Genomic DNA, 24,737 nt, shown 5'->3' with positions numbered 1-24,737 from the left:
TGCGCTTCCGCTGCTCGTGTACCAAAACGTACACTGCGCTGCGGGTCTCGCAAATCGTTCCACGCCGGCGCCGTTTTCGCTTGATTCTTCGACTCGTGACGACAGCATCAAGGCGCCACCTGCCACCGTGTGGCTGCGTTCAAGGCGCAGCCATGGCGTGGATTCCTAGGAAGACCAGGTGTCGCGCAAGGCCACCGTGCGGTTGAACACGCGGCGCCCGCCGTCGCTGTCGGGGTCGACACTGAAATACCCGAGCCGTTCGAACTGGTAGACCGACTCGTGGGCCGCGTCCGCGAGGTCGGCTTCAAGCTTCGCACCCGCGTGTACCGTCAGCGACGTCGGGTTCAACACCGCCATCATGTCGTCTTCGGCCGCGGGGTTCGGCACCGTGAAGAGCCGGTCGTACACCCGCACCTCGGCGTCCAGGGCGGTCGCGGCGTCGACCCAGTGGATGACACCCTTCACTTTGCGCCCCTCGGGTTTCTTGCCGAGTGTGTCGGGGTCGAGGCTGCATTTCAGCTCGATGACCGCACCGGAGTCGTTGCGGATGACCTCGTCGCAGCGGATCACCCACGCACCGCGCAGCCGCACTTCGCCGCCGGGCATCAGACGCTTCCACTTGGGCGGTGGGTCGTCGCTGAAATCGTCCTGTTCGATCCACAGGGTGTGGCCGATCGCCGCGTGGCGTACACCGCGCGACGGGTCCTGCGGGTGGTTGGGCAATTCGATGCGGTCAGGCCCCTCGGGCGGCAGGTTTGTCAGGCTGACTTTCAGCGGCTCGAGCACTGCCATGCGCCGCTCTGCGTGCACGTTCAGGTGGTCGCGTGCACACACTTCGAACTGCTCGAAATCGATCCACGCGTCGTTGCGGGTGACACCGATCCGTTCGCAAAAGGTGCGAATGGCCTCCGGCGGGTAGCCCCGTCGCCGCAGGCCGCGCAAGGTCGGCATGCGCGGGTCGTCCCAGCCACTGACCCTGCCCTGGTCCACCAACGCCGCCAGCTTGCGTTTGCTGACCACGGTGTGTTCGAGCTGCAGGCGGGCGAACTCGGTCTGCTCGGGGGTGCTCGGCGCGTCGGCGTGCTCGATCAGCCAGTCGTAGAGCGGGCGGTGGTCGGCAAACTCCAGCGTGCACAGGGAGTGTGTCACGCCCTCGAGCGCGTCCGAGAGGCCGTGTGTGAAGTCGTAGAGCGGGTACAGGCACCAGCCGTCACCGGTGCGGTGGTGGTGCACCCGCCGGATCCGGTAGAGCAGCGGGTCGCGCAGGTTGATGTTGGGCGCCGCCATGTCGATCTTCGCGCGCAGCACTTTCTCACCGTCGGCGAAGGCGCCGGCGCGCATGGCTTCGAACAGACTGCGGTTTTCCGCCGGTGTGCGGTCGCGCCAGGGACTGTTCTGTCCGGGTTCGGTCAAGGTGCCGCGCGTCGCGCGAATGGTCTCGCCGTCCTGGTCGTCGACGTAGGCCAGACCCTTGTCGATCAGGGTGAGGGCAAAGCCGTAGAGCTCTTCGAAGTAGTCCGATGCGAAGCAGGTCCTGGCCCACTCGAAGCCGAGCCAGGCGACATCGGCGGCAATCGCCTCGACGAATTCGGTGTTTTCCTTCTCCGGGTTGGTGTCGTCGTAGCGCAGGTTGCACTCACCCCCGAACTCGCCGGCAATGCCGAAGTTCAGGCAGATCGATTTCGCGTGCCCGATGTGCAGATAGCCGTTCGGTTCGGGCGGGAAACGTGTGCGCACCACGTTGGGCACGCGCCCTGCCGAGAGGTCATCGCGCACTTTCTGCCGAATGAAGTGGTTGGTCGGCGTGACGTCTGGGTCGCTCATGGTGGCCTGCGGTGGGTCGTGTGGCGGTCAAGCGAGGAAGTATACGGCGAGCAGTGCTTCGGTGCGCGCTTGCGCGGAGGGCTGTGGCAACGCGCCTCAGTGTCGTCGGCCAGGTGGTCGGTTGCCGGGAGGCTCGAGCGTTGGACGCCGTGGACTGTCGAGCCTACTCGGCCGGCATTTGCAGGTAGCTGAGGTAGTTCGCCATCACCCGTGTCACGTAGGTTCGCGTCTCGGCGAAGGGCGGGATGCCCTTGTATTTCCGCACGTTGCCGGGTCCGGCGTTGTAGGCCGCGAGCACCAGCTTGTGGTTGTAATCGAACTCCTCGGCGAGCTGGCTCAGGTACTGGATGCCGGCGCGGAGGTTCTGCTCGGTGTTGAACGGGTCGATCACACCGAGTGAGCGCGCGGTGGCGGGCATCAACTGCATGAGACCGGCGGCGCCGGCACGCGAGACAGCGTACTGGTCGAAACAGGATTCCGCCGCCACCACAGCCATGACCAGGTGTTTGCTCACTTTGAAGCGCTCGGCCAGGGCTTCGATGGTCGCCTCGTAGGCGCTGGCGCGCTCTCGCATGGTCTTGCTGCGCACACCGGTGCACTGGGCGTAGTTGACCCGCGGTTGTGCGACCTGCGTGCGTTGCGCGCGCACCGGGCTGGCCGGCCGGATCACCTTGAGCAAGGTGAGATCGGCCTGCTGCGTGCGGTGCGGCGGCCGGTCCGTGTGCAGCACGGTGCCGTCGGCCTGCCGGTAGAGGTAGGTGGGTGACGCAACCACCGTGGTCGCGAGGCCCAGCAGGGCAAAGGAGAGGAACAGCTGACTGACAGCGCGCACCATGGACGGAGAGACCGAGAGAACCTGGGTAGCCCGAAGCAAGCTTTGTGCTAACCCGCGGTGTTCGGGTTGGGCCGTCGCGTGTCGGGTCGGCGTGCTACAACTAAAGCGGTGTGTGCCGGGTGATGTGTCGCGGCGCACCGCACTGCCCCGATCGAACCAGACCCATGTCCGCCCCCGTCCACTACCGCCTCTCGACCCCGCACCCGGAACGCCACCTGTTCGATGTCTGCCTGTCGCTCGACAGCACGCACGACACGTTGACCTTCAGCCTGCCGGACTGGGTGCCGGGCAGCTACATGATCCGCGACTACGCGCGCCACATCGTGCACATCGAGGCCACGGTCGACGGTCACCCGGCCACGCTGCGCAAATGCAGCAAGAGCCGCTGGCAGCTCTCCCCGGCAAAGGGGGCAGTGTCAGTGCACTACGCGGTGTATGCGCTCGACCCCTCTGTGCGCGGGGCCTACCTCGACACGCGCGGCTGGTTCTGCCAGGGCGTGTGCGTGTTCCTGCGCTGTCACGAGGCAGCGGCCGCCGAGCACCGGGTGAGCGTGGCGGCGGAGGCGCTTCGGCCCGGTTGGTCGCTCGAGACCAGCCTGCCCGTTGCATCCGCGGACGGCGCGCCGGATCGGGCCTTCCGGGCTGATGCCTACGCCAGCCTGATCGACCACCCACTGATGGCGGGCGAGGTGCGACAGGTCGACTTCGACGTGTTTGGTGTGCCACACAGCCTGGTGATCGCGGGCCGGTGTGACTGCGATCCCGCGCGTCTGGCCGCGGATCTGGCGGCCATCTGCGAGACACACGTGCGCTGTTTCGGCGAGCCTCCACCGATGCCGCACTACCGGTTTCTCGTGCGCCTCGGCGGTGACCGCCTGGGTGGACTCGAGCACCGCGACTGCACCGTGCTCGCGGTGCCGCGCCGCCACCTCGTACGTGGCGCGGCGCGCAGCGACTACGCCGATTTTCTGAGCCTCGCCAGCCACGAGTATTTCCACGCCTGGTTGGTCAAACGCATCCGACCCGCGGCGTTGGCCGGCGCGCCTCTCGACCGCGAGGCGTACACCCGTACCTTGTGGGTGTTCGAGGGCATCACCTCCTACTACGACGAGCTGGCGCTGTTGCGCGCCGGCCTGATCGGGCCGGCGGAGTACCTGTCGCGCCTTGCGACCACGGTCTCGCGCGTGCAGCGGGGTGTCGGACGGTTGCGGCAGAGTCTCTCGGACGCGAGTTTCGACGCCTGGACCCGCTTCTACAAGCAGGACGAAAACGCGGCCAACGCGATTGTCAGTTACTACGCCAAAGGCGCCCTGGTCGCACTGGCGCTCGACCTCAGCCTGCGGCAGCGCAGCGACGGTGCCCTGAGCCTCGACGCCGTGATGCGGGCCTTCTGGCAACGGCACCAACTCGGCGAGACCGTCGCCGAAGACGGGTTCGAGACGCTGGTCAGCGAGCTGGTCAACGAGGACATGGGTGCGTTCTTCGATCAGGCCGTGCGCGGTTGTGACGACGTGCCGCTCGACATCTACCTCGCCGCGCAGGGCGTCTCGATGAAATGGCAACCGGCCGAGCGCGCGCCGGCGTGGTTGGGCTGCACCTTCAGGCCGGGGACAACGGACGTGGCCGTGGTGCACGAAGACAGTCCGGCGCAACGCGGCGGCCTGACGCCGGGTGACGAGCTGGTCGCCTGGCAGGGGGTGCGGTTCCGCGCCGAAGACGAGACCGCGCTCAGGTGCACAGCGACGGTGGGGGAGGCCGTTGACCTCGATGTCTTTCGCGGCGACGAGCTGATCCGGCTCAGCGTCCAGCCGGCAGCGCCGGCGCGCTCGGTCTGCGTGCTCGAGAGCAAGCCGGGCTTCGAGGCTTGCCGTGACCAGTGGTTGTACGGCCGTGTCTGACGCCGCGGCCCTGCAGGCGACGCTCCGCGCCGGGCTGCCGGACTGCGCGGTGACGGTGCTGGCCGAGGTCGGGTCGACCAACCAGTGGTTGCTCGATCGCGCCGAGTCCGCGGTCGGCGACGCGTTCTGCCTCGCGCTGCGGCAAACCGCGGGCCGTGGCCGGCGCGGTAAGGACTGGCTGTCGCCTGTTGGCAATTTCCACGGTTCCGCCTCGCTGACGGTGCGCGGCGAACCCGCCGCGATCGGGCCCTTCAGCCTCGCGGCGGCAACCGCACTCGCCGGGGTCCTCGAAGACCTTGGCGTGTCACCGATCGGGCTCAAGTGGCCCAACGACGTGCAGGTCGACGGGCGGAAAATCGCCGGTATCCTGCTGGAGCTGAGCGCGCACGCGAACCCCGCAACCGGATCGCAGCGCGTCGTGGTCGGCATCGGCCTCAACGTCGAGCCGGTCGAGAGCGACACCGGCCAACCGACCACCTCGGTGCGTGAGACGGTGCCGACTGTGGTGCCGCCGATCGACGAAATCGCCTACCGGATCTGGACCGCGCTGCGCGCCTGCCGCGACCGCTTCGAGCGGCGCGGCTTTCCGGGCTTCCGGGACGACTGGCGCGCGCGCGATGTGCTGGCCGGGTTGCCGGTGACCGTGCTACAAGGCGAAGCTCGGTGGCACGGCACGGCAAGGGGAGTCAACGCGGATGGCACGCTGCGCGTCGACAGCGGCGACGGCGAACGGGCCGTGAGTGCGGGCGAAGTGTCGGTGCGCGCGCGGTGAGTGTGCTGGTCGACATCGGCAACACGCGCATCAAGCTTGGTCACCACGCCGACGGGGTCACCCACCTGGTCGACGCGGTCGCCTGGCGCGCTGCGGCAACCGGTGAGCTCGGGCCGCGCGCGGCGCTCCTGTCCGCCCTCGAGGCGCTGCCGAACGCGCCGGTGTTGGTTTCGAACGTGGGTGGGAGTACGCCGCTCGGACTGTTGTGCGATGCGTTGGCCGAGCTCGGGCGTGCGGCGCCGGTGACGCTCGGGAACCCGCGCGACCTGCACGGCCTGCGCTGCGGGTACCGCGAGCGCAGCCAGCTTGGCCTCGACCGGTGGTTTGCGCTGCTCGGTGCCTGGTGCCGGGAGCGGGGCGCGGCGGTTGTGGTCGACCTCGGTACCGCGGGCACGGCCGATCTCGTGGACGCCGACGGCCTGCACCGCGGCGGCTGCATTTTCGCCGGTGTCGAGACCCAGCGCCGCGCACTCGCCGCGGGCACCGCAGCGTTGCCCGCGTCTGACCACCAGGCGGACCGCGCCTTTGCCGACAACACCCTGGACGCGATCGCCGCCGGTGCGCGGTTCGCCGTGGCCGGCGCCGTCGACCGCATGATTGCCGAGGCGGAGGCCACCCTCGGCCGCCCCGTCGCGCGTTACCTCACCGGCGGCAGCGCCGAGGGCGTCGCTGCCCTCATGCAACGCGACGCGACACACGTGCCGACACTCGTCATGGACGGCATGCTGGCCACCTGGTCGGCGGCCGGCGCGTGAATTGCGGCAGACCGGGCGGTGTCGTACACTAGAACGGATACGGTCAAGGCCGTTGGTGTGCCGGTATAGCTCAGCTGGTAGAGCAACTGACTTGTAATCAGTAGGTCCGGGGTTCGACTCCTCGTGCCGGCACCATTCAAAACAAGGCTTGGCCTGCTGTGGCCGGGCCTTTTTTGTTAGCCCACCCTGTAGATGACCGCAGGCGCCCCGCCGGCAACGGCCTCCTCTGGCGGGCGCAGCGGGCCCGGTTTGGCGGGCTGCCCTGACGTTTGGCAGCGCATCTCGGCATTTGAGACGCGACGGCCGTCGCATTTTCGGCGTGTCTTGCGTGCCGTGCTGCCGGCCAGCGCCCGAGATGGTGTGTGTGTCACACACGCGTCGGCGCTGAAACGCAATGCTGTGTGCCACACACACGGGGGCAAAGCCACATGCAAGGTCGACTGTGCGCCGCAACGCTGAACGCTGACGGGTCCGAGGCCGACTGGATGCCGATCATCGGCCTCACGGCGGGCATGCGGGTGGTGGCGCTCGACCGGCGCTGGGGCGAGGGGGGCTTGCCGCGCCGGCCCTTTCGAATTCGGCACGCCGGGGACATCGACGCCCTGCGTGCGCGGTGTCGGTTTGTCTACGTCGAGCGCGAGCAGCCGTCGGATGGCCAGCACCAGTTCAAACGGCATGTCACCCGGATGTGGTCGACCGAGAAATCGACCTATGACTGGAGTTGCTCGGACGATGTGCCACTCATCGAATGGGAGCCCGTGCAGGTCGATCCGCCTGCGGTGACGGCACCGCGCGCCGCACGCCGGTCCGCCGCGTAGCCGGGTCGGGTCGCGCAGCATCACGGCGGCCAACCGCGGGGTCTAATTTCTCGGGTCGGTTCGCCAGCACCCCCATTGGATTCCGACTCTTTGACGCGCACTGTGCTCGGTTGGCGCGGTGCGACACGGTAGGATGGCGCTCCCCGAAACGCGCGAACCCCTCACGCATGAGCCTCCTCTACATGATTGCGGCGATCGCCATCGGCGCCGCCTTCTCTGCACAACCCGCGATCAACGGTGCCGCTGCCAAGATTCTGGGGTCGCCCGTGGCGGCTGCGTGCCTCTCGATCGCGATCACGTTGCTGTCGGCGCTGGTGTTGTTGCCGGTGCTCGGCGGGCGCGCGCCCTTTGCGGCTGTGACGGCCCTGCCCTGGTGGGTCGTGCTCGGCGGCCTGATCGGCGTGCTGATCGTCGCGGGCGGCGCGGCGATTGCGCCGGTCACGGGCGTGTCGGTGTTTTTCGTCTGCCTGATCGCCGGTCAACTGATCGGCTCGTTGGCACTCGACCACCTCGGCGCGTTCGGGCTCGCTGTGCGGTCGATCAGCCCGGTCAAGGTGCTCGGGGCGGGCCTGGCACTCCTCGGCGCCTGGATGGTGCGATTGGGTTAGCCGTCTGAGTCGGTCGGCTCAGGCGTCGTCGCGGCAGAGGGCCTGCGCCAGGCAGTGCACGCCGCCGCCGCCCAGCGTGAACATCGACATGTCGGGTTCGTGCACCGTGAAGCCCAGTGCGCGCATCTTGGCGTTGAGTTGCGTGGCGCCCGCCATCGACAGCACCGTGTGGTTGCCGAGCGCGACGAGGTTCACGCCAAGGTTCTTCGCCTCGACGTAGGGCACCTCGACAAAATCGAAGCCCCAGTCGCGCAGCTGCTGGACCAGCCAGGGCTCCATCGCGTCGACGCAGGCGACCAGCAGCTTTTCCGCGAGCGGCACCACCATACCGTCCATGTGCACGAACTCGCGGCTGATCGGAGCCGTCACGGCCTCCCAACCCTCTTGGCGGACGAAGTCGGCGACCTGTTCGGAGCCCGCTTGCTCGGAGCGCTCGCCGCAGTAGCCGATCAGGACCTTGCCGGGTTCGAGGATGACGAAGTCGCCGCCCTCGAAGTGGCCTGCGGTGGCGTACTGCCAGATCGGAATGTTGTTCTGCTGGTAGAACCGAATCGCGGTGACGTAGTCGGCGCGGCGCACCTTCAGCTGCATGTGGCAGATCAGGGCGCCCCAGGGCGTCATCGCCGAACTGTCCCGCGCAAAGAAGTTGCGGTGCAGCACCGGGTCACTGTCGAGAAAGTGGCAGCGCACGCCGTTGTCTTCGTAGATGCGCACCATCTCGGCGTGTTGCGCCATCGCCCGTTGCAGGTCGAAGCGCACGCCGGTCTTGTGCGCGTTCTGCAGGGTGCGTGCGATCAACGGGCCGGCCTCGACCCACTGGTAGTACTCCGGCACGCCCAGCAACACGTCGCGCAGCGGCGCGTAGTCGTTGTTGATTCCCCATTTCTGCGTCATGGCTGCGCTATCAGATCCGATGCGATCGTGTCACGGTGGTCGGCGTGCTCAGTGGCCACCGACCTTGCGGCGGTACATGCCCTGTGCGATGCGGTCGATGACCATGGCGCACAACAGGATGGCAAGGCCGCCAAGCAGGCCCTGGCCCTTGGCTGCGTACTGTAGCGCCTCGAGGATCAACGCGCCGAGGCCCTCGGCACCAATCAGGGAGGCAATCACGACCATGCTCAACGACATGAGGATGGTCTGGTTCACGCCGGTCATGATCGAGGGCAGCGCCAGCGGCAGTTCGACGTTGCGCAGCAGTTGCCACTTCGAGCACCCGAACGCGACGGCGGCTTCCTTGGTGGTCTCGGGTACCCCACGCATGCCGAGCGCGGTCAAGCGGATGACCGGCGGCATCGCGAAGATCAGGGTGGCGAGCACCCCGGGTGGTTTGCCGGTGCCGAAGAACGCGATGATCGGGATCAGGTAGACAAAGGCCGGCATGGTCTGCATGAAATCCAGCACCGGCTCGGCGAGGGCATAGGCGCGGCGCGATTTGCCGAACCAGATTCCGAGCGGAATACCGATCACGATACACAACGCAGCACCGGCACCAATGAGGGCAACCGTGATCATCGAGATCTCCCAGAGCCCCATGAACGCAAGGTAGGCGAGCGAGGCGGCTGTGAAAATCGCAACGCGTGGCCCGGCGAGGCGAAAGGCCATCACCACGATCACGATCATCACGACCGGCCAGGGGGTTTCGATGAGGATGATCTCCAGCCCGTCGAGCACCGCGCGGATGCCCGCGGTGATGCCATCGAACACGTCGCTGAAATGCAAGGCCAGCCAGTCGAAGCCGGCGTCGCCCTTTTTGGCGAGGGCGGCGAGGTACTCGCGGCCAACCGGGAATTCGGTCAGGGGAATTTTCTCACCGAGAAAGCCGCCGGTGAGCGCGGCTAGTTTGCCGTCGGCGTCCGAGACCGTGAAGCGAAAGAGGGTCAGCGGCCAGATTGCCAGCAGCATCAGGCCGCCGAACCAGAGGCTGTTGCGGCTGGTGCCCTTCTGCACGCTGTCGGGTTTGGCGCGCCAGGTCAGGTATTGCTTCTCGTAGGCGATGTTGGCGTAGAAGCCCTCTAGCAACTTGACGACGACGATCAGCGCGAGGCCGGTCAGAAAGATCGAGGTGGCTTCGGCGCTGGCAAGTTCGGCTTTCTCGATGGCGCCCTCGGCCACGCGCTTCAGGTTGTCGGCGATTTTCTGTTTGGCGGCTGCTCCGGCCGCGTCGCCCGCCGCAAGCAACTCGGCGGCCTGTTGTTCGCGCTTGGCAATGTTGGCGGTGAGTTTTTCGACCCGCGCCAGTTGATCCGACCCGAGCTCGCCCCAGAGGCCGCGGCCCATCTGCACCAGGGCAAACAGCTCGAGCACGAGAAAGGTCCAGAAAAAGCCCCAGATACCGCGAAATGCGGCCCAGATCGGGCCGAGCAAGGCCGCGTGGAGATTCCAGGAGAACACCAGCCCGGTTGCGCCTTGTATTTTGGCGAAAGCCGCGGTGTAGTAGGGCACGTTCTCCTGGACGAATTCGTCGACCGACGCGTCAAGCGAGCGTGGTCCGGCTTCCAGACCCGTGTCGGTGCTCATGCCTTGCCTCCCTGAATGCCCCTGAGCAGTGTCGCGCGCGTAATCACGCCGACATCCGCGTCGTCGTCGTCGACGATGATGATCGGTTGCTCGGTGGTGATGGAAATGTCGATGAGGTGATCGAGGTCGGTACCGTGGTGCGCCCTCGGGCTCTCCGACAGGTTGTCGGTCGGACCGGGTGTGAAGTCCGCGATCGGCTCCATGATCGTGTGCGCGAACACCAGCTTGAGCCTGGAGATACCCTCGACGAAGTCCTTGACGTACTGGTCAGCGGGCTGGGTGACGATTTCCTCCGGCGTGCCGATCTGCACGATGCGGCCGTCTTTCATGATCGCAATGCGGTTGCCGATGCGGATCGCCTCGTCGAGGTCGTGCGTGATGAACACGGTGGTCTTGTTCATCTCCGCAGACAACGCCATGAACTGGTCCTGCAATTGCCGTCGGATGAGTGGATCGAGTGCCGAAAAAGGCTCGTCCATCAGCAGCACTTCGGGGTCGGAGGCGAGTGCCCTCGCCAGGCCCACACGCTGCTGCATGCCACCCGACAGTTCGCTCGGGAAACGGTCCTCATAGCCGTCGAGGTTCACGCGGTTCAAGCAGTCTTGCGACACTTGCCAACGGCGAGACTTTGGCTCGCCGCGCACTTGCAGCGGAAAGGCGACGTTGTCGCGGACGGTGCGGTGCGGGAGCAGTGCCATGTGTTGAAACACCATCCCGATGTGCTTCGCGCGCAACTCGCGCAACTCGCTCGAGCCCATTGCAAGCACGTCCTTGCCGAGCATGGTGATCTTGCCCGCCGTCGGTTCGATCAAGCGGTTGAGGTGCCGCACCATGGTGGACTTGCCGGACCCGGACAAGCCCATGACGCAGAAGATCTCGCCACGTTTGACAGAAAAGGAGCAATCGGCAATGCCGACCACACACGCGAATTCCTCGAGCACCTCGGGCTTGCCGAGGCCGCGCGATTCGATTGCCTTGAGCGCCTCGTCGGCGCGTTCGCCGAAAATCTTCCAGACGTTCTCGAGAACGATGACGTCATCGCTCATAACGAAACCACCGTTGGCTTGCGGGAAGGGGGGAGGGGACACCGACCGCGAGACGGCGGCCGGTGTCCGAGTGACGTCAATGCGTCGAGGGCGTTACTGCAGCCAGCTGTCGACGAGCTCAGCGTTGTCCTCAACCCACTTGGCTGCGAACTCGGCCGGGTCCTGCTTTTCGACCACCAGCGCGTAGGTCATGCTCGACACCACGTCGGTGTCCAACGAGACGTTGGCCAGCATGGCCGCGGCTTCCGGCTGATCACTCTCGAGCGAAGCAGCGTAGTGGATGTGCAGGTACGCGGTGTTCCAGGCGACGGCCGCGTCCGATTTCTCAAGCCACTCGGGGTCATCGGTCGGCTGAACGACCGTCCATTTCGAATCCTCGTAGGCCGGCTCCTTCAAGATTTGCAACTCGTGGAGCGCGAACATGTGGTGCGGTGTGTAGCAGAAGAAGACGATGTTTTCGTCCTGTGCAACGGCGGCATCCACTTCGGCCAGCGCGAGGGTCTCGTCCATTTCCTTCAGCGTCATGGTCGCGTCGTAGCCGTAGGACTTTGCGCGGATCTTCTCGACGTTGGTCGAGGCCCAGCCGGCAGCGCCGATCCAGATCTCTCCCATGCCGTCGCCGTCGGTGTCGAAGTTCTTCGCCATCTCCGGGTCGCTGAGGTCGCTGAGGTTTTCGATGCCGGTGCGCTCGGCGGTGCCCTTGGTTACGCACATGGCCTGATCGCCTGCAACCCCGTTCGGGTTCATCAGCACGGTTTTCTTTTCCTGAACGTAGGTGTTGTTCAGGTTGGTCTGGTTCGGCAACCACACTTCCGGGTGCACGTGCATGGAGCCTGAATCCATGGCTTCGAACACGACCGGGTTGGTGCCGTTCTGCAACTCGACTTCGAGTCCGAGGTTGTTTTCCATGGCAACCTTGAGCACGTGGGCGGTGGCGAGCACCGACGGCCAGTTGGGCACGCCAATGACGACGTCTGCCGCATTCGCTACCGTGGTGAAACCCGACATGGCTGTCGCGCAACTGATCGCAAGAAGGGTCTTCGATCGCATTCCAATATCTCCTAGGTGGTTTTACTGGCGCGTGGGTGAGAGAGGAGGCCCTGTCTGGACGCCCGCGCCTCACACCACCCTACTGATTCAGTGCGTGAAATACCAGCGGGCGGGAGACCGCAGCGCGCAACGGCGCAAGGCCTGCCCATCTGCGGTGCAGTGCCGTTGTGCGCTGCCCGTTTTTTGTGCACTGCAGCGCCGATGCGTGGCGCGCCTGACCACCTTGCAATGTGGCGTTGGGTGCGCTGCAACACTGGCCCGAGACCGTTGGCCGCGTTCAGGGTCGGCGTGCCGAGCGAAGGGGAATCGACCGAATCGCTACTGCAGGCAACACTTTTTCACCGAACGACCGATAACCGCATGAGAAACCGTGGTTGACGGGGTGTTTTGGCACACCCGTGCTGCGGAGTGTGTCTGTATCAGAGGTCAGCTCGATGGGCGGTGTGCAAAGGGTTGTGGTGGGTGTGCTGGCTGCGCTGGTTGCGGGCTGCGGCTGGGTGGATTCCACCGGGCGACAGACCAATTCGGCGCCACGGGTGTTGCTCGAGTCGCGTGTCATCGACGAGCGGGCCACGTTCTCAATCGATTTGTCGAGCGCTGACAGTGACGGCAATCTGGTGTTTGTCGATTTCGCCGTGCTGGAAACCGGAGCCGCGCTCGCCGAGAGCTGCGCGAGCGCGTTTTCCGAGATGGCGGCGTTTGGGCCGACAGACTACGCCGAAGACATCGAGGGTGCCTGTGCCGCGGGCGTCACGGACTGCGCCGTCGGCTTCACCGAGTCGGCGGCCGGTAGCATGAACTACAGCGTGACGGTGCCGGCATTGCAAAAACCGACCGCGTACCGGTACCGCCTTACCCTGTCCGACACCGACGCGGCATCGGCGACCGAGGACTTCACCCTGTGCCTGCGCTCGATCAGTGACGCACCGGTAGCGCAGGCCGATACCTTCAATGTCGAGTATCGTACCGAGCGTGTGGTGTCAGGCACCGTGTTCAACGACGACTGCACCGCGGCCGTGCGTGACGGTGTCATGCAGAACGACCAGGACGACTTCGACATTCTCGAGGCAGGGCTCGCCGCCAACGGCTGCCTTGTCGCCGAGCTCGTTTCGGCGCCGGTGTTGCACAACGGCAACTTCGTCCTCGCTGACGACGGCGGCTTTCGCTATGACCCGGTGGCTGTAGCTGTGGCCGGCATGCAGGACACTTTCAGTTACCGACTGAACGACGGCATCAACACGAGTGGGGTCACCACAGTCTCGTTGAACATTGTTCAGCAGGGCAGCAACCAGGCACCGGTTGCGCTCAACCCCGAGCCGAATACACCGGAAGACACGGCACTGCAGTTGCCGGTATCGGATCTTGCGAGCGACGCCGACGGAGACGCGCTCGAGATGCACACGGTCGGGCAGGCCGAAGCCCCGAGCAATGGCACGCTGTTTTTCGAGACCGGCTTCGTACGCTACACCCCCGACACGCACTTTTTCGGAGAAGACCGGTTCAGCTATGTGGTGCGCGATATCGCAGGTGCCACCGTGGCGGGTACCGTCGTGGTGACGGTCGATTCGGTCAACGACCGGCCCAGTGTCGATCTGGTGGGCAGCAGTGAGGTCGATTTCGCCGCGCCGGGTGACAACACAACGGTGTACGTCAACGTGTCCGACGTCGAAACGCCGTTGGCGGATTTGGTGCTCGACACGCGCTCAACCACCGCCGGGGTGGCATCCGCGACGGTCACCCTGACGACGGCAGCGGGCCTGCCCGGCAACGTGCAGGTCGACATCACGGCTGATGGGCCCGGTCAGACCGACGTGCGGATTCTCGCCGGCGACGGCGACCTCACCGGCCGGGCCACGCTGGATGTCAGTGTTGCCGCGCCCAACGCGCCGCCTGCGGCCGCGCCGCTGACCGCGACCGTCGTGCTCGGTTCGGCCCTGGACATCGATCTTGCATCAGCCGGTGCGGTCTCCGATCCGGACGGTGACGCGGTGACGCTCACAAGTGCTGCGCTGGTACCGAGCAGCCTGGACACCACGGGTACCGTCGACTTGCCCGGTGGTACGCAGCTCGTCTACACCCCCGGTGTGGCGGGGATGCACGTGATCGACTACACCGTCAGCGACGGGGACGCCGCCGCGTCCAGCACGGTGACCGTGGAGGTCACCCTGCCCAACACGCCGCCGGTGGCCAATGACCTCGGGGTGGCGTCTGCGGTGGTCGGCACCGAGTTGCGTTTTGATGTGGTGCTCGAGGGATCGGCGAGCGATGCCGACGTGGGCGACACCCTGACGCTCGACAGCGTCGCCTTCGCGGTCGGGTCGGAGGACCCGGCCGGTAGCCTCTCGAGCGACGGCAGTGACATTGTCTACACGCCGGGTGCGCCCGGCGTGCGCGAGTTGAGCTTCGTGGTCTCCGACGGGCAGGCCACCGCGACGGGGCTGGTCACGGTCACGGTCACGGCGCCAGTCAATGACGGTGACGGCGGCGACGGCGACGGTGGTGATGGTGATGGTGGTGATGGTGGCGGCGGTGACGACGCCGGCGACTGACCGGCCGCGAGGCGCCGGATCAGACCGGGTCGGCTTCGGCGACGGTTCAGCGCGACGCGCTGATCGCCGATAACGGTTCACACAGCCCGTGAAAAGACAGTTCGTGGGTCGTCGGCTGGAGTATGGATGTGGAAACAGAACGACTACACCGTTCCGAGACGCCTGACTCGCCCGCTCAGGTCGCTCGGGTGGCCGAGCTGCGCGATGTCGAGGTGCCCGCCACCGAGGCGCTGGTGCAGGTCGATGGCGCGCACGGCGCGGTAGCGGCGGACGCGTCGTCACCCGGCCTCGGGTTCAGCATGCTGATCGTGGTCATTGTGGCGGCGCTCGCGGCTGTGGCGATCATGCGGCGGCCCGTGCGCCCGGCCGAGTCCGACCGGGCAAAGTGAATTTCAGCCGGGGTCGGCGGTCTGACTACGCAGCAGCACGTAAGCGCTGATCGGCGTCGAGTGTGCCCCGAGGGTCTATGATCTAGGCAGCTCGGCAAACGGCGGCGAAGCCCGCGGGTGCCAGGGCGGGGTTGTCCACCCTCCGACGTGGACCACCAACGGGCCGGACAATGGATAAAGGCTAAGAGAGTCAATGGTTTACAAATCTTTTCGCGTGTTCCTTCCCCTCCTGATCGGCATCGCCGTCTGGCTGGCGCCGGTGTCGCTCCGTGCAGAGGGCGCGACAGACAACAACCCGGCGTACCGCATCGGTCCCGAGGACGTCCTGCAGATCTCGGTTTGGAAGGAGGAAGACCTCGACAAAGAAGTGCTGGTGCGCCCGGACGGCGGCATTTCCTTCCCGCTCGCCGGCGACCTGACGGTCGCGGGGAAGACGCCCAAGCAGGTCCAGGAGGAAATCCGTCGCCGCGTCGAACGCTACATCCCGGAGGCGGTGGTGACGGTGTCGGTCACGACGGTATCCGGCTACACCGTGTTCGTGATCGGCCAGGTGCAGAACCCCGGTCAGTTCACGCTCGGACGTTACGTGGATGTCATGCAGGCGCTGACCCTCGCCGGCGGAATGACCCCCTACGCAGTTGAAAGCCGCATCCAGATCCAGCGGCGCAACCCGCTGACCCAGGAGCAGACGGTCTACCGATTCGACTTCAGCGATGTGAAGCGCGGGCGCGGGCTCGATCAGAACATTGTGTTACACAGTGGCGACGTGGTCGTCGTACCCTGATACGCCCTGGCCTGCGCAGCCGCCCTCTCGGCCGAGCAGGGCGGTTTTTTTTTGTCCGCGCTCTAGAATTCGGGTCAGAGGGTGGATTTCACGGAGCCTTGGTATGGCAATTTTCACGGCGCGCTCGCGCGCGTTCAACGGGTCGCTTGCCGCCGCAGCGGTGTGTCTGGTCTCGGGTCTGATCGCCCCGACAGCGTCGGCTGAGGTCTGGCGTATGGAGGCGACGTACGGCGCGGAGCTGTCGTTTGACGACAACTTCCGACTGAACAACGAGGAGCAGGACCAGCTCGAGGTCACCACGGTGCGCGCGTTGCTCGGTCTCTCGGCCATCAACCGCTCACCGGCAGCACGTTCGGCGGCTTCGATTCGGCTGAACGCCTACGCCTTCGACGACAACCTCGACGAGCTCGAAAACCGCGTCGACGCCACGTTGCGCTACGACACCCAGCGGATCCAGCCGCGGTCGGAGTTCCGTTTCGGCGTGTCGTTTCTGACCGATTCGCTGCTTCAGGAGCCGAGTCTGGACGCGGGCAGCCTGGTGTTGCCCGAAGACGTCGAGAACGGGCTGAGCCGCCAGGACGTGCGACGCCAGCGCGTCGCTGTGAGCCCGCAGTTCCTCTACCGCCTGAGCCCGGTCTCGCGCATGCGCCTCGCAGGTGACATCAGCGCTGTGGAGCACGACAACGTCACCTTCCAGCAGGGCAGCTTCACCGTCTCGACCAGTCTCGTGGACTTCGTCAGCACGCGTTTGCGCGGCGAGTACGAGCGCGACCTCGACCCGATCAACAGCTGGTCGACCGACATCGAGGTCCAGGACTACGACTCGGACGACGCCGAGTTCGGCTTCCAATCGCAGATCCTCGGTGCCGGCTTCAAGCACCGGTTTTCCGAGACCGCCGACATCAGCTTTCGCGGGGCGTACCAGAACACCGATTTCAAATCGACGGCCGAAGACGGCTCGGAAGACGGGTTCCTGGCGCAGGTGAGCACCAGCCGCACCACGGGGCGCACCCGCTACACCGGGCGTCTGGGGCGGAACCTCTTCCCCAGTGGCTCCGGCGACGTGGTGTTGGCGGACGAATTGATCTTCAACGTGGTGCACCAGTACTCCGAGCTCGTGACCCTGACATGGCGAAACAAGCTGTTTCAGAACCGCGCGCTGCGTGACAACGACAACGCCGACCGGCGCTTCCTCAAGCTCGAGCCGTCAGTCAATTGGCGTTTCAAGCGCTGGTGGGTACTCGACGCGGGGCTGCAGTACCGTCGGGAGAAGCGTGACAACATCGCCAACCCCGGCATCAGCCAGGCGATCTTCCTCGGCGTGACCTACCGGCAGCCGCTGCAAGGCGGCGAATAGCGGTCGCAAACCGCGGTAGACCACCCGTCAGGGGGCTTGGCGTATGCCTTGCTTCAACGGGGATTGGACAAACGCGATGAGAATCCGCTGCCAGCTGGTGTGCCAGTTGGTGGCGCGGCGTTCCGAAAAAGGAGTGATGCATGAAGGCCGTGATACTGGCCGGTGGGTTGGGGACCAGGCTGTCAGAGGAGACCGCGATTCGGCCCAAGCCCATGGTGGAAGTGGGTGGCATGCCGATTCTCTGGCACATCATGAAGACCTACTCGGCGCACGGCGTTCACGAGTTCATCATCTGCTGCGGCTACAAGGGGAATGTGATCAAGGAGTACTTCTCCAACTACTTCCTCTACCACTCGGACATGACCTTCAACCTCAAGGAGAACACCATGTCGGTGCACCACAGCAACGCCGAGCCGTGGCAGGTGAGCTGTGTCGACACGGGTGAGGGGTCACTGACCGGTGGACGGCTGCGCCGCGTGAAGGACTACATCGGCGACGAGACCTTCTGTTTCACCTACGGTGACGGCGTGGGCGACATCGACATCACCGCCCTGTTGGCGTTCCACCGGGAACAGGGCACCCAGGCGTCGATGACCGCTGTGCAACCACCCGGTCGGTTCGGCGCGTTCAGCCTGGGTGACGGCGAGACGGTGGTCGGCAGCTTTCGCGAGAAACCGAGCGGTGGCAGTGCCTACATCAACGGCGGGTACTTCGTGCTCGAGCCCGGTGTCATCGACTACATCGAAGGGGATCACACCACCTGGGAGCGCGAGCCCATGGAGCGCCTTGCGCAGGAGGGTCAGCTCTCGGCCTTTCGACACGACGGTTTCTGGCAACCCATGGACACGCTGCGTGACAAGATGCAACTCGAAGACCTCTGGGCCAGCGGCTCGGCACCCTGGAAAGTGTGGAGCTGAACGATGACTGACGAGACGCTGAACACCGCGCAGGACGTGATCGACGCCGACCTGAACTACATCTGCGAGCAACTGGCGGCCGAGTTCCCGAAACTCGACGGCACGCGGCTGCTGATCACCGGCGGGGCCGGGTTCCTCGGCTACTACCTGGTCCAGGCGGCGTTGCACTGGAATGCCACCCGCGCCGCCGCGCCGGTCGACGTACTGGTGTACGACAACTTCATCCGCGGCGTGCCGGCCTGGCTGACGGCGCTGGAATCGGATCCACACCTCACGGTGCAGAAATACGACGTGGTCGAGCCGCTGCCAGCGAACCTCGGCGACGTGGACTGGATCATCCACGCGGCGAGCATTGCCTCACCGATCTACTACCGCAAGTACCCCATCGAGACGATGGACGCCAACGTGAATGGCTTGCGCCACCTCCTCGACTACGCCCGCGAGCGGGCAGATGCGGGCAGGGCCTTGCAGGGCTTCCTCTACTACTCGACCAGCGAAATCTACGGTGACCCGACCGCGGACAACATTCCGACGCCCGAGATCTACCGGGGCAATGTCTCGTGTACCGGGCCGCGCGCCTGCTACGACGAATCGAAGCGCTACGGCGAAACACTCTGCGTAAACTTTGCTGAACAGCACGGCGTGCCGGTGCGAATCGCGCGCCCGTTCAACAACTACGGGCCGGGCCTGAAGATTTCCGACCGCCGCGTGTTGCCCGACTTTGCGCGCAACGTGCTGAACGGCGAGGACATCGTGATGCTGTCCGATGGCGCGCCCACGCGAACCTTCTGCTACATCGCCGATGCGATTGTGGGCTACTACAAGATCCTGCTCGTCGGCCAGAACGGCGAGTCGTACAACATCGGCATCGACACCCCCGAAATCTCGATGCGCGAGCTCGCCGAGCGCGTGATCGACCAGGCGCAGGCGCTCTGGGGGTATCAGGGTGCGCTGAAGCTCGGGCAGAGTGACGACGCCGACTACCTGACCGACAACCCCAACCGTCGCTGCCCGATCATCGACAAGGCGCGCGAGCACCTTCGCTACGAACCCGGTATCGGCATCGACGATGGCCTGCGTCGCGCGCTGGTGTGGTACAGCGAAAACCGCGAGGCGGAGGACGCCTGATGAAGATTGCCGTTGCCGGAACCGGCTACGTCGGACTGGTGTCCGGTGTGTGCCTGGCGGCCAAGGGACACGACGTCGTCTGTGTCGACGTCGACGAAACCAAAGTCGACAAGATCAACCGCGGCGAGCCGCCCATTTACGAAGTCGGTCTGGCCGAACTGCTCGAGCAAACACTGGGCACCCGGTTGCGAGCCTCGACCGATCTCAAGGCGGCCGTGATCGAGAGCGACCTCTCGCTGATTGCGGTCGGCACGCCCTTTGACGGCAGCGCAATCGACGTCAGCTTCATCCGCCAGGTGGCGCGAGAGATCGGCGTGGCGCTGCGCGAGCGCAGCGACTACCACATGGTCGTGGTCAAGAGCACGGTGGTGCCTGGCACGACGGACGACGTGGTCCTGCCGATTCTCGAGCGGGAGTCGAACAAGAAAGCCGGCGTGCATTTCGGCGTCGGCATGAATCCGGAGTTCCTGCGCGAAGGCGATGCGATTTCGGACTTCATGAACCCTGACCGCATCGTTGTCGGCGGCAATGACGACAAAGCGAGGGACATGCTTGCGTCTGTTTACGCGCCTTTCGAAGGCGTGGAGATCGTGCGAACGAACCCCAAGACCGCCGAGATGATCAAGTACGCAGCGAATTCGCTTTTGGCAACCCTGATTTCCTTCTCGAACGAAATCGGCAACCTGTGTGCCGGCATCGGCGACATCGACGCGATGGATGTGATGCGCGGTGTGCATCTCGACAAACGCTTCTCGCCGATCCTGGCGGACGGGTCGCGGATCTTTCCGAGCTCGAACACCTACCTCGAGGCGGGCTGCGGGTTTGGTGGCAGCTGCTTTCCGAAGGACGTCAAGGCACTGATTGCGCATGGCCAGCGGCACGGTCAGACCATGTCACTGCTCGACGCCGTGATCGCGGTCAACGCGGCTCAGCCGCAGAAGATGCTCGAGATGCTCGACGGGCACATTGCCAACCGCAAGGGTGTTCACATTGCTGTATTGGGCTTGGCTTTCAAGCCCGGCACCGACGACATGCGTGAATCGCCGTCGATTCCCGTGATTCGGGCCCTGGCGGCCGAGGGCGCGGTAATCCACGCCTACGATCCGATCGCGGCCGACGAGGCGCGCCATACCTTCGCCGATATCGACATCAACTACGCAGACAGCATGGCGGCCGCCGTGGCGGACGCCGAGGCGGTGTTGCTGATGACGCGATGGGACGAGTTCGAGGCCTTGCCGGAGATCGTGCACACGCTGGAACCGAGTCCGGTCGTGATCGACGGTCGGCGGATGCTCGACAAGGATGACGTGCCACGGTACGAAGGCATAGGGCTCTGACACCATGAAGTTCACCGAGACGCGGCTGGCGGGCTGTTTCGAGATCGAGCAGGAGCGCCGCGGCGACGACCGCGGCTTCTTCGCGCGCGTCTTTTGTGTTGACGAATTTGCCGCCCACGGGCTCAGCACGGATTTCGTGCAGGCGAACGCGGCTGCGTCACGCGACCGAGGCACCTTGCGCGGTCTGCACCTGCAGGTGGGCAACGATGCCGAGGACAAGCTGGTGCGCTGCACGCGCGGGAGCGCCTTTGATGTGGCGGTCGATCTGCGGCCCGAGTCAACCACCCGGGGTGAGTGGGTCGGGGTCACCCTGAGTGCCGAGGCGGGCAACATGCTCTACGTGCCCAAGGGCTTCGCGCACGGCTACCTCACGCTCGAGGACCTCACCGAGATGCATTACATGGTCAGTGCCGCCTACGCGCCGGCTGCCGAGCGCGGATTCCGTTGGGACGACCCGGCGTTCGCGATCGACTGGCCGGTCACCGAGGGCCTTGTGTTATCGGACAAGGATCGACAGTGGGCCGACTACACGTCCTGAACAGGAACACGCTTGCATGATTATCGTTGATACCGCACTGGCCAAACGCGAAGCCGAGGGGAGGCCAATCCGTGTGGGCGTCATCGGCGCCGGTTACATGGGCCGCGGCCTGGTGATCACGATCGTGCAGTCCATCACCGGCATGGTGGCCAGTGCCGTGTACAACCGGACCCTGGCGACCGCGGCGACAGCCTACGAGCAGGCCGGAATCGATGCACCCGAACAGGCCACGTCGGTGGCGGAGGTCGAGGCGTGCATCGACGCCGGTCGACCGGTGATCACCGACGACCCGATGCTGATCTGTGAGGCCGGCAACATCGATTGCATCGTCGAGTCGACCGGGGAAGTCGAATTCGGCGCACAGGTCACGCTCAGGGCGATCGAGTACGGCAAGCACGTGGTGTTGCTCAACGCCGAGCTGGACGCTGTGGTCGGGCCGGTGCTCAAGCAGTACGCCGATCGCCAGGGCGTGACCATCACCAACTGCGATGGTGACCAGCCGGGTGTGGTGATGAACCTTCACCGCTGGGTCAAGAGCATCGGCTACGACCCGCTGATGTGCGGCAACATCAAGGGGCTGCAGGACAACTACCGCACACCGGCCACGCAGAAGGCCTTCGCCGACCGCGTCAAGCAGAAGCCGAAGATGATCACGTCCTTTGCCGACGGCACGAAAATCTCCATGGAGATGGCGGTCGTCGCCAATGCGACGGGTTTCCGCGTGGGCACGCGCGGCATGTACGGGCCGACGTGCAGCCACGTCACCGAGGCGCCGGGCCTGTTCGATCTCGACGAGCTGCGACAGGGTGGGTTGGTGGACTACATCCTGGGCGCGGAGCCGGGACCGGGCGTTTTCGTGCTGGGTTACAACGAGAACCCGATCCTGCAACAGTACGCGAGCTACCTCAAAATGGGAGACGGTCCACTTTATACGTTCTATGTGCCGTACCACTTGCCCCATCTTGAGACGCCCTTAACTGTTGCGCGTGCCGTGTTGTTCGAAGATGCCGCGGCAACACCCTTGGCCGGGCCGGTCGCCGACGTGCTGACCGTGGCCAAAACGGACCTGCGCGCTGGCGACACCCTCGACGGCATCGGCGGGTTCCACTGCTTCGGCAGCATCGACAACTACGCCACCAGCGTGGAGCTGAACGCGTTACCCATGAGTTTGAGCGAGGGCTGTGTGCTGACGCGCGACATCGCCAAGGACACGGTCATCACCTATGCCGACGTGACCGTGCCCGAGGGGCGCGCGGTGGATCGCCTGCGACAGGAGCAGATCGGCGCGTTCGACTGAGTGACCATGTTGACAACTGACACAACCGCCCACTGATCAATGCAGTATCTCTACGTCATCGCCGCTGCGACGATCATCTCTCTGGTGCTCGTGCCCTTCATGATGAGCCACGCCGAGCGGCTCGGCATGGTCGATCACCCGAGTGGCCGTCGGGTCCACGAAGAACCGATTCCGCGGGTCGGCGGCTGGGGCATCGTGTTCGGCACACTCATCCCGCTGTTTGCAATGACGACGATGACGCCGCTGCTCGGCATCTTCATCTACGGCAGTCTGGTGCTCTTGTTGTTCGGGGCGCTCGACGACCGCTACGAGATGGGGCCGAAAGCGAAGTTCATCGGCCAGTTCCTCGCCGCCATACCGCTGGTGGTGTTCGGCGACTTCTTCATTACGCAATACCCCATTTTTTCTGATTGGATGCCGCCAGCGGCGATATCGATGGGCATCACGATCGTTTGCCTTGTCGCGATGATCAACGCAACCAACCAATCCGACGGGCTCGATGGCCTGGCCGGCGGGGAATCGCTGCTGACACTGGCGGGCATCGCGCTGCTCGCGTACCTCGCAGACGCGGCGGTCCTCTTGATTGTCGCGATGGCGGCGATCGGCGGGGTGTTGGGCTTCCTGCGGTACAACACGCACCCGGCGCGTGTCTTCATGGGCGACAGCGGGGCACAGTTCCTCGGGTTTGTCGTCGGCTTTCTGGCGATCTGGCTGACCCAGTACGCCGACACCGACCTCAGCCCGGCCGCCATGCTGCCGTTGCTTGGCCTGCCGGTGTTCGACTTCTTTCTTGTCCTGTACGTGCGGCTGCGCAACAAGCAGCCGATCTTCAAGGCGTCCAAGCACCACATCCACCACCGCCTGCTCGACCGTGGCTTCGTGCACAAGGAGACGGTCACGATCATCTACGTGCTGCACGCGGCGATGGTGCTCTCCGGCCTGCTGCTGCGCAACGCGCACGACCTCGTCATCCTCGCCGCCTACGCCGGCATCTGCGGCGTGTTTCTGATGCTGCTGACCTCGGCCGAGCGCAAGAACTGGCACGCGCGCGACACCGGCTGGCAGTTCGGACAACTCATCGACATGTCCGGAGACATCGACAGGACCCTCAGAAAGACGCTGCTCGTGGTGTTCCCGCGGCGGGTGCTGGAGTTCCTGATTCCGATTTACCTGGTCGCCGTCTCGCTCCTGATCGATGATGTCGACCGCGACTACGGGTTGGTCGCGCTGTTTCTGTTGGTGCCTGTGACCTTGCAGTCGTTCATGCGCCGCAGCCTCGGGGCAACCCCGCGCCGACTCGCCGTGTACACGGTCACCGTTTTCGTGGTCTACCTGTGTGCCTGGGACCGCAGCGGTTGGCAGCGGGACTGGGCGCCGGTGTTCGAGATGGGCTACTACGTCGCTGTCGCGCTGGCCGTCGCCATCGCCATCCGCTTCTCCCCGCGGCGCCGCAAGGAGGAATTCCGGGTCACCAGCCTGGACTACCTGCTGTTGTTCGTCGTGCTCTGCAGCATCTTCTTCGCCGACTTCCTGCCGATCGGCCAGTTCAGTGTGCCGATTTTCATCGTCGCGCTGGTGGTCATGCTCTACGGCATCGAGCTGCTGATGGTCGAACGCAAGCAGCGATCGGACTGGTTGGGCAAGGCATCGGGCCTCGCGCTCCTGATCATCGCCTGGCGCGGGCTGGACCTCGTGCGCCTGGACGTGTACCTCATGCCGATGCTCGACCGCCTGCTGAGCTGATTGATCGCACGCCTACGACTGTGGGTGTGGCGATTCGATTGACAAAGCGTCAGCCCTGATCCAAAATCGTCGGCTTGCATTCGGAGGGGTTCCCGAGCGGCCAAAGGGGGCAGACTGTAAATCTGCTGCGAAAGCTTCGGAGGTTCGAATCCTCCCCCCTCCACCATTGCTCCTCACCGGCTGATGGCTGGGACGCGAGGCAGGGCGGGTGTAGTTCAACGGTAGAACCTCAGCCTTCCAAGCTGATGATGTGGGTTCGATTCCCATCACCCGCTCCAGTTTTCGGTTCTCGGCGTCGGCAGCGAGGGCAGCAGCAAGCGAACGCGTGCCCATATAGCTCAGTTCGGTAGAGCGCGTCCTTGGTAAGGACGAGGTCACCGGTTCAATTCCGGTTATGGGCTCCAAATTTTGTTCCGCCAGCTTGGCGGTCGTCTTCAACTTGAAACAGAACTCTGGGAGTTTCTCCTGATGTCAAAGGAAAAATTCGAACGCACGAAGCCGCACGTAAACGTGGGCACGATAGGCCACGTTGACCACGGCAAGACGACGCTGACGGCGGCGTTGACGGTGGT

Annotated in this window: 22 protein-coding genes and 4 tRNA genes; 20 read left to right on the top strand and 6 right to left on the bottom strand. The window is 65.0% G+C overall.

Annotated features, from left to right (window positions below; all coding sequences use genetic code 11):
- Positions 1–165: 165 nt before the first annotated feature.
- Both AAGA11_00130 and AAGA11_00125 read right to left on the bottom strand, forming a co-directional pair.
- Entirely contained in the window at positions 166–1,824 is a 1,659-nt protein-coding gene (locus AAGA11_00130; GenBank protein MEM9601239.1) for a glutamine--tRNA ligase/YqeY domain fusion protein, read from the bottom strand.
- Between the two features lie 163 nt (positions 1,825–1,987).
- Positions 1,988–2,659, bottom strand: a complete 672-nt coding sequence (locus AAGA11_00125) for a lytic transglycosylase domain-containing protein (GenBank protein ID MEM9601238.1) — start codon at positions 2,657–2,659, stop codon at positions 1,988–1,990.
- A 164-nt stretch (positions 2,660–2,823) separates the two neighbouring features.
- On the opposite strand from AAGA11_00125, the gene AAGA11_00120 reads away from it, so the two are divergent.
- The 6 genes from AAGA11_00120 (at position 2,824) to AAGA11_00095 (ending at position 7,510) form a co-directional block, all read left to right on the top strand.
- Positions 2,824–4,557, top strand: coding sequence for a PDZ domain-containing protein (locus AAGA11_00120; protein ID MEM9601237.1), 1,734 nt, complete (start codon positions 2,824–2,826; stop codon positions 4,555–4,557).
- Complete coding sequence (locus tag AAGA11_00115; GenBank protein MEM9601236.1) at positions 4,550–5,329, top strand: biotin--[acetyl-CoA-carboxylase] ligase; 780 nt, start codon at positions 4,550–4,552, stop codon at positions 5,327–5,329. The genes AAGA11_00120 and AAGA11_00115 overlap by 8 nt, the downstream gene beginning before the upstream one ends.
- Positions 5,326–6,084, top strand: a complete 759-nt coding sequence (locus tag AAGA11_00110) for a type III pantothenate kinase (protein ID MEM9601235.1) — start codon at positions 5,326–5,328, stop codon at positions 6,082–6,084. Before AAGA11_00115 ends, AAGA11_00110 begins: the two co-directional genes overlap by 4 nt.
- Positions 6,085–6,143: 59 nt before the next feature.
- Positions 6,144–6,219 (top strand) — tRNA-Thr (locus AAGA11_00105).
- Positions 6,220–6,512: 293 nt separating this feature from the next.
- A complete protein-coding gene (locus AAGA11_00100) occupies positions 6,513–6,902 on the top strand; it encodes a DUF3391 domain-containing protein (GenBank protein MEM9601234.1) in 390 nt (129 codons plus the stop codon).
- Positions 6,903–7,069: 167 nt separating this feature from the next.
- Positions 7,070–7,510 carry a DMT family transporter gene (locus AAGA11_00095; GenBank protein ID MEM9601233.1) on the top strand — a complete coding sequence of 147 codons (441 nt, stop codon included), beginning with the start codon at positions 7,070–7,072 and terminating at the stop codon, positions 7,508–7,510.
- An 18-nt stretch (positions 7,511–7,528) separates the two neighbouring features.
- On the opposite strand, the gene AAGA11_00090 is transcribed toward AAGA11_00095, so the two are convergent.
- The 4 genes from AAGA11_00090 to AAGA11_00075 all read right to left on the bottom strand — a co-directional run bounded on the left by AAGA11_00090 (position 7,529) and on the right by AAGA11_00075 (position 12,126).
- On the bottom strand, positions 7,529–8,404 hold the full coding sequence (locus tag AAGA11_00090; protein ID MEM9601232.1) for an arginine deiminase family protein: 876 nt from the start codon (positions 8,402–8,404) through the stop codon (positions 7,529–7,531).
- A 48-nt stretch (positions 8,405–8,452) separates the two neighbouring features.
- A complete protein-coding gene (locus AAGA11_00085; protein ID MEM9601231.1) occupies positions 8,453–10,030 on the bottom strand; it encodes an ABC transporter permease subunit in 1,578 nt (525 codons plus the stop codon).
- The gene (locus AAGA11_00080) at positions 10,027–11,076 is read right to left on the bottom strand and encodes a betaine/proline/choline family ABC transporter ATP-binding protein (protein MEM9601230.1); all 1,050 of its coding nucleotides are present in this window, start codon (positions 11,074–11,076) and stop codon (positions 10,027–10,029) included. The genes AAGA11_00085 and AAGA11_00080 overlap by 4 nt, the downstream gene beginning before the upstream one ends.
- Positions 11,077–11,169: 93 nt before the next feature.
- The gene (locus tag AAGA11_00075) at positions 11,170–12,126 is read right to left on the bottom strand and encodes a glycine betaine ABC transporter substrate-binding protein (GenBank protein ID MEM9601229.1); all 957 of its coding nucleotides are present in this window, start codon (positions 12,124–12,126) and stop codon (positions 11,170–11,172) included.
- A gap of 434 nt (positions 12,127–12,560) precedes the next feature.
- Between AAGA11_00075 and AAGA11_00070 the strand changes: the two genes are divergently transcribed.
- From AAGA11_00070 to AAGA11_00005, 14 genes are all read left to right on the top strand, one after another.
- Complete coding sequence (locus AAGA11_00070; GenBank protein MEM9601228.1) at positions 12,561–14,675, top strand: Ig-like domain-containing protein; 2,115 nt, start codon at positions 12,561–12,563, stop codon at positions 14,673–14,675.
- A 128-nt stretch (positions 14,676–14,803) separates the two neighbouring features.
- Positions 14,804–15,064, top strand: a complete 261-nt coding sequence (locus tag AAGA11_00065; GenBank protein ID MEM9601227.1) for a hypothetical protein — start codon at positions 14,804–14,806, stop codon at positions 15,062–15,064.
- 214 nt (positions 15,065–15,278) lie between these two features.
- Entirely contained in the window at positions 15,279–15,848 is a 570-nt protein-coding gene (locus AAGA11_00060) for a polysaccharide biosynthesis/export family protein (GenBank protein ID MEM9601226.1), read from the top strand.
- Positions 15,849–15,951: 103 nt separating this feature from the next.
- Complete coding sequence (locus AAGA11_00055) at positions 15,952–17,205, top strand: hypothetical protein (protein ID MEM9601225.1); 1,254 nt, start codon at positions 15,952–15,954, stop codon at positions 17,203–17,205.
- A 140-nt stretch (positions 17,206–17,345) separates the two neighbouring features.
- Complete coding sequence (gene rfbF / locus AAGA11_00050) at positions 17,346–18,122, top strand: glucose-1-phosphate cytidylyltransferase (protein MEM9601224.1); 777 nt, start codon at positions 17,346–17,348, stop codon at positions 18,120–18,122.
- A 3-nt stretch (positions 18,123–18,125) separates the two neighbouring features.
- Complete coding sequence (locus tag AAGA11_00045; GenBank protein MEM9601223.1) at positions 18,126–19,250, top strand: NAD-dependent epimerase/dehydratase family protein; 1,125 nt, start codon at positions 18,126–18,128, stop codon at positions 19,248–19,250.
- The gene (locus AAGA11_00040; GenBank protein MEM9601222.1) at positions 19,250–20,587 is read left to right on the top strand and encodes a UDP-glucose/GDP-mannose dehydrogenase family protein; all 1,338 of its coding nucleotides are present in this window, start codon (positions 19,250–19,252) and stop codon (positions 20,585–20,587) included. The genes AAGA11_00045 and AAGA11_00040 overlap by 1 nt, the downstream gene beginning before the upstream one ends.
- Positions 20,588–20,591: 4 nt before the next feature.
- On the top strand, positions 20,592–21,125 hold the full coding sequence (gene rfbC / locus AAGA11_00035) for a dTDP-4-dehydrorhamnose 3,5-epimerase (GenBank protein ID MEM9601221.1): 534 nt from the start codon (positions 20,592–20,594) through the stop codon (positions 21,123–21,125).
- Positions 21,126–21,141: 16 nt separating this feature from the next.
- Complete coding sequence (locus tag AAGA11_00030) at positions 21,142–22,422, top strand: NAD(P)-dependent oxidoreductase (protein MEM9601220.1); 1,281 nt, start codon at positions 21,142–21,144, stop codon at positions 22,420–22,422.
- Between the two features lie 39 nt (positions 22,423–22,461).
- Positions 22,462–24,165 (top strand): MraY family glycosyltransferase, encoded by a 1,704-nt coding sequence (locus tag AAGA11_00025; protein ID MEM9601219.1) that lies wholly within the window; start codon positions 22,462–22,464, stop codon positions 24,163–24,165.
- Between the two features lie 82 nt (positions 24,166–24,247).
- A tRNA-Tyr gene (locus tag AAGA11_00020) sits at positions 24,248–24,331 on the top strand.
- Between the two features lie 38 nt (positions 24,332–24,369).
- A tRNA-Gly gene (locus tag AAGA11_00015) sits at positions 24,370–24,443 on the top strand.
- Between the two features lie 49 nt (positions 24,444–24,492).
- Positions 24,493–24,569: transfer RNA gene (locus AAGA11_00010), tRNA-Thr, on the top strand.
- A 64-nt stretch (positions 24,570–24,633) separates the two neighbouring features.
- A partial coding sequence (locus AAGA11_00005; GenBank protein ID MEM9601218.1) for a GTP-binding protein occupies positions 24,634–24,737 on the top strand: 104 nt, incomplete at its 3' end.

It is taken from the genome of Pseudomonadota bacterium, from assembly GCA_039196715.1.
Lineage (GTDB): Bacteria > Pseudomonadota > Gammaproteobacteria > CALCKW01 > CALCKW01 > CALCKW01.
This window is presented reverse-complemented; position numbering and strand designations above follow the sequence as displayed.